Origin of the sequence: Pseudovibrio denitrificans JCM 12308 (genome assembly GCF_001310815.1) — a bacterium.
GTDB classification, from domain to species: Bacteria; Pseudomonadota; Alphaproteobacteria; order Rhizobiales; family Stappiaceae; genus Pseudovibrio; species Pseudovibrio denitrificans.
Genome location: NZ_BAZK01000034.1, coordinates 38,576 through 45,515, shown reverse-complemented (window position 1 = coordinate 45,515; position 6,940 = coordinate 38,576). Strand labels below are relative to the sequence as shown.

The following is a 6,940-nucleotide window of genomic DNA, read 5'->3' as shown; positions in this document are numbered from 1 at the left end:
GTCCGGTATCCAGCAGAGAGGTTCGGGTGTGGGGCTCTGGGTCCCGCATCGCACTGCGTTTGTGCGGGATGACGAAGGAAGGGGAGCCTCCTGCATCGAAAGCTGATTGGGGGGCAGGACATGAGGGTTCCAGAAAACTTATCCCCCTTGCCATTTGGCAGAGTTATCTTTGTTGTGTGCCCACGCAATCGGGCCGGGGTGGACCGTCCATCTCGCGGCGTGGGCGGGGTTGGGCTTTCGGGAGAAGTAACGCATCTTTCGGTTGTCCGGTGGAACCGATTTTCAGGCGTGACCGCATGGTCTGGGAGGAAGGGCCCAAGTCTGAAGGGCATCAAGCGGTGGCATTTACTGGTCAGAGCGGTGAATGCCAGAGGCAAAGAGCTTTTGCTTTTGGGGAAACCCGTTGCGAGGGCAGCTTTGTCTTTCCAGGAAACTGGCCATCGTGTCTTTCAGGATAAGAGGCGATGTTGTCCATATTAAAAGACCCGAGCGAGGCGACCAGCTGTTGCCGAAGACTCATTTCTAACAAGTAGCGCAGGCTCAGCCTGTTCGTCTTGCTCCACCCGCCTTGCGGGGACTTTCAGCCTCACCACTGCATGGGATGCCATGCGGTGCTGTTTGTGTTTGTGCAGTTTGGTTGGTAAGCTGGCTGCAAAAGAAAACGGGCCCCGAGAGGCCCGTTTGCAAATCTTAAGATGTGAGGCTTATTCGCCGCCGCGGTTGTCGCGGAAGCTTTTGCCGCCGCCCGGCTTGTTTTCGCCGCGGCCACGACCACGACCTTCGCCATCACGATCACGACGACCACGGTAACCACCGCCTTCGCCACCACGACCACGGCCACGACCTTCGCCGCGTCCGCCTTCGCCACGGTAACCACCGCCGCCACCGCCACGGTGGTTGCGACGACCGCCTGGACGACCGCTGCTGCCACGCTCAGGATTGCCTTCGATACGGGTGATGGTGATTGATTTTTCACCGGTGCCGTTTTCTTTGACGGTTTCCTGGAACTTGTCAGCGAGTTTTGCGTCGAGCTCGAAGCGGCTGTCTGCATCAAAGATGCGGATGGAGCCGATGTCTTTTTGGTGATGTGACCTGCGCGGCAGATCATTGGCAGGAGCCAACGAGGTTCTGCGTTGTGCTTGCGGCCAACGTTGAGGCGGAACCAAACACCGTTGTCGAAGTCCTTACGTGGCTTGCGCTCACGGTCTTCGAAGGAGCTTGCCAGCAGTTCTTCCGGTGCAGGCAGGCCCTGATGGATCTGGCGCATGTAAGCGGCTGCGATCTGTTCTGGTGTGAACTTCTCAAGAAGCTCCTGCACCATTGGCAGATCTTCTTCGCTTGGTGCTTCCTGCAGATCGGTAGACGCGAGGATGCGCTCACGGTCTTTGTCGCGAATTTGCTGTGCTGTTGGTGCCGGACCCCATTCTGCTTTCACTTTCGCAAAGCCGAGGAGGCGCGTTGCGGAGCGGCGGCGGGTGTGTGGTACAACCAGCGTACAAACGCCTTTACGGCCTGCACGACCGGTACGACCAGAGCGGTGCAGCAGGGTTTCTGCGTTGTTTGGCAGGTCTGCGTGGATCACGAGATCCAGGTTTGGCAAGTCGATGCCGCGTGCTGCGACGTCGGTTGCCACACAAACGCGGGCACGGCCATTACGCATTGCACCGAGCGCATGGTTACGTTCAGCCTGGCTCAGCTCACCGGAGAGAGCCACAACTGCGAAACCACGGTTGCCGAGGCGTGCGGAAAGGTGTTTCACCATCTCGCGGGTGCCGCAGAAGATGATAGTGTTCTGTGCTTCGTAGAAGCGCAGGACGTTGATGATTGCGTTTTCGCGGTCGTTGGGAGCGACCTGCATTGCGCGATATTCAATGTCTGCGTGCTGTTCGCGATTGGTTACAGTGGAGATGCGCTGTGCATCCCGCTGGAAACGCTTCGCGAGGCTTTCGATCTGCGGAGGAACAGTTGCAGAGAACAGCAGAGTGCGGCGTTCTTCTGGTGCTGCGTCGAGAATAAATTCGAGGTCTTCGCGGAAACCGAGGTCCAGCATTTCATCCGCTTCGTCGAGCACAACAGTGCGCAGAGCGGAGGTGTCAAAAGAACCGCGTTCAATATGGTCACGCAGGCGGCCTGGGGTGCCGACTACGATGTGCGCGCCTGCAGAAAGATTGCGGCGTTCACGGCGCATGTCCATACCACCCACACAGGTGGTGATACGAGCTCCAGCTTCGCCGTAGAGCCATTCCAGTTCTTTGGAGACCTGGATTGCCAGCTCACGGGTTGGCGCAACACACAATGCAAGAGGTTCGTTTGCCCGGCCCATACGCTCTTCGTCACCCAGCAGTTCCGGCGCAATTGCGATGCCGAATGCAACGGTTTTACCAGAGCCTGTCTGAGCAGAAACCAAAAGGTCTTTGCCTTTCAGCTCTTCATCAAGAACGGCGGTCTGGACCGGGGTGAGAGACGTGTATTCGCGCTTTTCTAGTGCGGTAGAAAGCGCCGGGGAAACCCCTTCAGGTATCGTCATTTAGTATTTCTTTCGAGGAGGGTCATTATCTGTAAAGCAAGAGCTTTGTTGCCCTACCCATCGCTTCCGCTCACTCATGAACCGTAACGGGGAGATCATGAGGCGGCAAATGGCAAGCGAGCTCTTTTCTTCGTGGGCCTTGTAGTCTGCCTAGCTGAAAAGGTCAATGAAATATGAAAAATAGATATGAAAGATGCATGTAAGTTGGCTGTATTTGGGTGTTTAGCAGGAGGAGGTAGTAGGGAGGTTGTTTGCTCTGGCGAAGTCCTGACATTGTTTTGCTCCCTCAGGAAATGAGGCTGTGGTGCTGGATGTGCTGCTGGGGCAGCTGAGCATTTTGACTTCTGGCTTTGACAAGGTGGCGGTGTGATTGCTTTGAGCGTTTGCCTTTTTGGAAAGGCAGAACTAAAGAGAGGCAACAACAATGCGGAGGCACAATGGGTCAGCTCTCAAACTTCTTTAGCGACATACCATCCTGGGTCGGCGTGATCCTGCTTGTGGTGTTTGTGCTGAGCGGTCGCCTGTTCCGTGATGCCTGGAAAGGCCAGACTGGTCGCTGGAAGCTTAGGTGTTGGGTGTTTGGTCTGTTGGCGCTTGTCAGCTTCTGCCTGATGGTGTTCGGCGTTTTCGATTTTGGCTGGGCGAACAGATAATCTTCTGATTGCAGAAAACTAGTTTTAAGACCCTTGGTTTATGGTGGTATACTCATGGCATTGGCCAGCCGCATGAACCGATGGGAGCCAGAAGTTATGTTTTCTAAACCGTCACTGCTCAGACGAGGGATCACCGCCAAGTTGTTTGGACTGGCGTTTGGGCTTCTGTGTCTCTACCTCATTGCCTGGCTTAATCTGAATGTATCGTTTGTGGTTCAGTTCGGTCTGATCCTCTGGTGCATTACGCTTGGTGGTCTTGTGGCGCTGATTGGTGTGATCAACTATCACCCGCTGCTGAAGTCGAGCATGCCGAGCTGGTTTTCTGGCGGTTTTATCTGCGGATGGATGAACTTACTGCTCTGGTTGATTGGTGGAGATAGCCTGACTTCGATCGGGCAGGGGATCTTTCCGACACTGGGAAGCTTGTTCCTCGGCATCGGCTTTGTCGCTATTGGTGTTGGCTTTGGGATCGTAGCCGGTTTCTTTGCCAAGCTGATTGGTGGTGAAGGGCCGGATGCGGCGCGGGATTACACAGCCGACAAGTAGCAGGCATGAAAAAGGGGCCGTGTGGCCCCTTCGGATTTGCTGAAATGGAGTGCAGTTAAGCTGCGCTTTGCTCTTCCATCGCCTGTTTGCGTTTGCAAGGCTGCAGCTTTTCACGCAGCGGGCTGTTTGGGTCGATCTCACGCTTACAGACGACGCAATGATCTGCGCCTTCAATAGCGTTCAAGCCGCCGCAGCTGCCAGTGATTGGCTTGTTTCTGAAAACGGCGCCAATTGCCATTCCTGCTACGATCAGGATCAGCATGACAAACGCGATGATGAAAGTTGCCATTTCGATATTCCGTTATTTCTCTGCAGACTGCTCGAATTTTCTAAACGCGCTGGAAGACCGGGTGATGAAGTGGTCCCCTTCACGAACGATGAAAAATGCGGCAATCCCTTCACGCTCTGCCAGAGCCATGCCGCGCTTGTCTCCCATTGCCAGGAGAGCTGTTGCCAGACCGTCAGCGCGCATCGCATTGTCAGCAATTACAGTTACTGATGCAAGTTTATGCGTCACAGGACGCCCTGATGCAGCATCAATAATGTGTGAGAAGCGCTTGCCGTTGACTTCCTTATATATGCGATAGTCGCCGGAGGTTGCCATGCCTTTATCGCTGATACGAACGATTTGCTGAACTGTTCGCGTTGCGGAATCTGGTTTTTCGATGCCAACGACCCAAGGTTCATTCTTGGCGTTGTTGCCTTTGGTGACCAGATCACCGCCGATTTCGACGAGGTATTCGTTAATGCCGTTTTGCTCCAGAACGGAGGCAACTTTGTCGATGCCGAAGCCCTTTGCGATTGCGGAGAGGTTCACGGAGGTGTCCGTGTTGACCTTGCGCAATGCCGGAGGATCGGTCTCGAACTCAAGCATGGTGCTCATGCCGACGGACTCGAGTGCCTCGCGGATTTCAAGTGGGCTTGGCTGCGGAGGAGTGTCCTGCTTGGTGCCGAAGCCCCACAGCTCGATGAGCGGTGCGAGGGTAACGTCAAAGTAGCCGCCCGTCAGATTATGGATCCGCAAAGCTTCCTGCATCACGATGCTGAAATCGCGGGAGATTGGCGTCCATTCGGTACTGGTGGAGCGGTTAAAACGGCTGATCTCTGAGTTTTTGTCCCAGTTGGACATAGCCTTGTTGACGCCGACGAGAGCATCATCGACCTGCTTTTGCAGCTCCTGCTGGGTTACAGAAGACGACCCTTTAATGGCTTTGACATTAAATGTTGTGCCCATGGTTTTGCCGTGAAGTACGATTTCTTCGCGGCTTTTGTCATTGGGTACACATGCAGTGACAAAGATGAGTACGAGAGCTGTAATGAGGAAGCGCATTTCGGCCTCAGAGTTTTTTCATTTCCCCGCGTAATCGGCTTATTCTGGTTTTCTGTCAAGTTAAATAGGGGGAGGTTACTGCCGCGACCAAGATCAGCATTAGTTGAAGATGAAGAAAGTCGTAGGTGGTACTACGTGCATGTGAAAAGTTCGGGGAAAACTTATTTGAGATAAAATTTTCGCGAAACACCCTTATTGCCGTTGCGTCAATATCACGAATCCCTATTGAAATTTGCGGTATATCAGGGTATTGGCCCGCATAAATCCGTAGGAATAGCTGACCGCGGCACACTTTAATGGTATGCGGGCGGTTACTCCTAACCGGAGCCACGGATGAGTTACGTTCAGCAATGCTCGGGCTTTGTTGCTGAAAATGCGATCTGTGGGGGGATTTATCTCGGTTCGACTTGCCAAAGTCAATAATCCGCATGCGCGGCATTTTGTACGTAGCAGAATGACTTAGCATCACTTACCCGTAGATATCCCGTGAACATCTAGTGGTTTGCCCTATAAGAAGCCTGACAGGGTAAGGATGAAGATTACAAAAGGATTGGATCTGCCGATCATCGGTGCTCCGAACCAAGAGATCCACAAGGGTCAAGAGGTTCGTCGTGTTGCCGTGAATGGTGGAGATTACAACGGGTTGAAACCGCGTATGCTGGTTGCTGAAGGCGATCGCGTCGTAAAGGGTCAACCACTTTTCATCGACAAACGCTCTCCTGAAATCAACTATGTTGCTCCGGGTGCTGGTGTCGTTGAAGCAGTCAATCGTGGTGCACGTCGCGTTCTGGAAACCATCGTTATCAAATTGGACGATGGCAACGAAGAACAGGTCGCTTTCTCAAAGTTTGAAGCTAGCGCTTTGGCAACTCTGGACGCAACTGTCGTTCGTGAGCAGCTTGCCAAGTCTGGTCTTTGGACAAGCTTCCGCACCCGCCCATACTCCAAGGTTCCGGTTTTTGAAACGCAGCCGCGTTCCATTTTCGTAACTGCGATGGACACCAACCCGCTTGCAGCGGATGCTGGTGTGATCATCAATGCGAATGCTGGCGCGTTTGAAGCAGGGCTTCAGGTTGTCTCTAAACTGACCGATGGCCGCACATTCGTCTGCCACAGCCCTAAGGACAAACTCCCAGGCGCTGATGTTGCTGATGTGCAGATGGAAAGCTTTGAAGGTAAGCACCCAGCAGGTAATGCGGTACTCACATTCACTTCCTCGATCCGGTCAACGAGAACAAGACAGTCTGGACCATCGGTTATCAGGATGTCATCGCAATCGGTAACCTGTTCCTGACAGGTGAGCTGGATGTTTCCCGCGTTGTTTCTGTTGCTGGCCCGCTGGCGACTAAGCCGCGTCTGGTAACAACTCGCGTTGGTGCTGATCTGACTGAGTTGCTGGCTGGTGAAACTCTTCCGGGTGTTCCTGCCCGCGTGGTTTCCGGCTCTATTCTCTCCGGCACGATTGCCGAAGACCAGTTTGCCTTCCTTGGCCGTTACCACACTCAGGTGACGCTGATGGAAGAAGACCGCAAGCAAGACGTTGTTGGCTGGGTTCGCCCATTCATGACCAAGTGGTCTAACCTTAATGTGCATCCTTCCGGTTTCTTCCGCAGCAAGCTGAAGTTCCCGTTTGGTACCAACAAGAACGGCTCCATCCGTGCGATCGTTCCATTGGGTACTTATGAGAAGGTAATGCCGCTCGATGTTCTTCCAACTCAGCTGCTCCGTGCCCTGATGGTGCTGGACACTGACATGGCGCAGAAGCTTGGTGCTCTGGAGTTGGACGAAGAAGATTTGGCGCTATGCACCTTCATCTGCCATTCCAAGAATGAATACGGAGCTGCGCTGCGTGCAAATCTTGATAAAATCGAGAAAGAGGGCTAA

The 6,940-nt window shown here is 53.8% G+C and carries 5 protein-coding genes and 2 pseudogenes; 4 read left to right on the top strand and 3 right to left on the bottom strand.

Annotation, left to right across the window (positions count from 1 at the left end; all coding sequences use genetic code 11):
• Positions 1-704 precede the first annotated feature (704 nt).
• A pseudogene (locus JCM12308_RS25865) lies at positions 705-2,527 on the bottom strand (DEAD/DEAH box helicase).
• A 437-nt stretch (positions 2,528-2,964) separates the two neighbouring features.
• Between JCM12308_RS25865 and JCM12308_RS25860 the strand changes: the two are divergent.
• Together JCM12308_RS25860 and JCM12308_RS25855 are read left to right on the top strand one after the other, a co-directional pair.
• Positions 2,965-3,180, top strand: coding sequence for a hypothetical protein (locus JCM12308_RS25860; RefSeq protein ID WP_054785581.1), 216 nt, complete (start codon positions 2,965-2,967; stop codon positions 3,178-3,180).
• A 96-nt stretch (positions 3,181-3,276) separates the two neighbouring features.
• A complete protein-coding gene (locus tag JCM12308_RS25855; RefSeq protein ID WP_208609285.1) occupies positions 3,277-3,726 on the top strand; it encodes a hypothetical protein in 450 nt (149 codons plus the stop codon).
• Positions 3,727-3,781: 55 nt separating this feature from the next.
• Here JCM12308_RS25855 and nqrM read toward each other — a convergent pair whose 3' ends face one another.
• Complete coding sequence (gene nqrM / locus JCM12308_RS25850; RefSeq protein ID WP_008552621.1) at positions 3,782-4,015, bottom strand: (Na+)-NQR maturation NqrM; 234 nt, start codon at positions 4,013-4,015, stop codon at positions 3,782-3,784.
• Positions 4,016-4,027: 12 nt separating this feature from the next.
• A complete protein-coding gene (locus JCM12308_RS25845; RefSeq protein ID WP_014287216.1) occupies positions 4,028-5,056 on the bottom strand; it encodes an FAD:protein FMN transferase in 1,029 nt (342 codons plus the stop codon).
• Positions 5,057-5,588: 532 nt separating this feature from the next.
• Between JCM12308_RS25845 and JCM12308_RS31060 the strand changes: the two are divergent.
• Together JCM12308_RS31060 and JCM12308_RS31055 are read left to right on the top strand one after the other, a co-directional pair.
• A pseudogene (locus JCM12308_RS31060) lies at positions 5,589-6,301 on the top strand (NADH:ubiquinone reductase (Na(+)-transporting) subunit A); the annotation flags it as partial.
• Positions 6,302-6,307: 6 nt separating this feature from the next.
• Complete coding sequence (locus JCM12308_RS31055) at positions 6,308-6,940, top strand: hypothetical protein (protein WP_373282422.1); 633 nt, start codon at positions 6,308-6,310, stop codon at positions 6,938-6,940.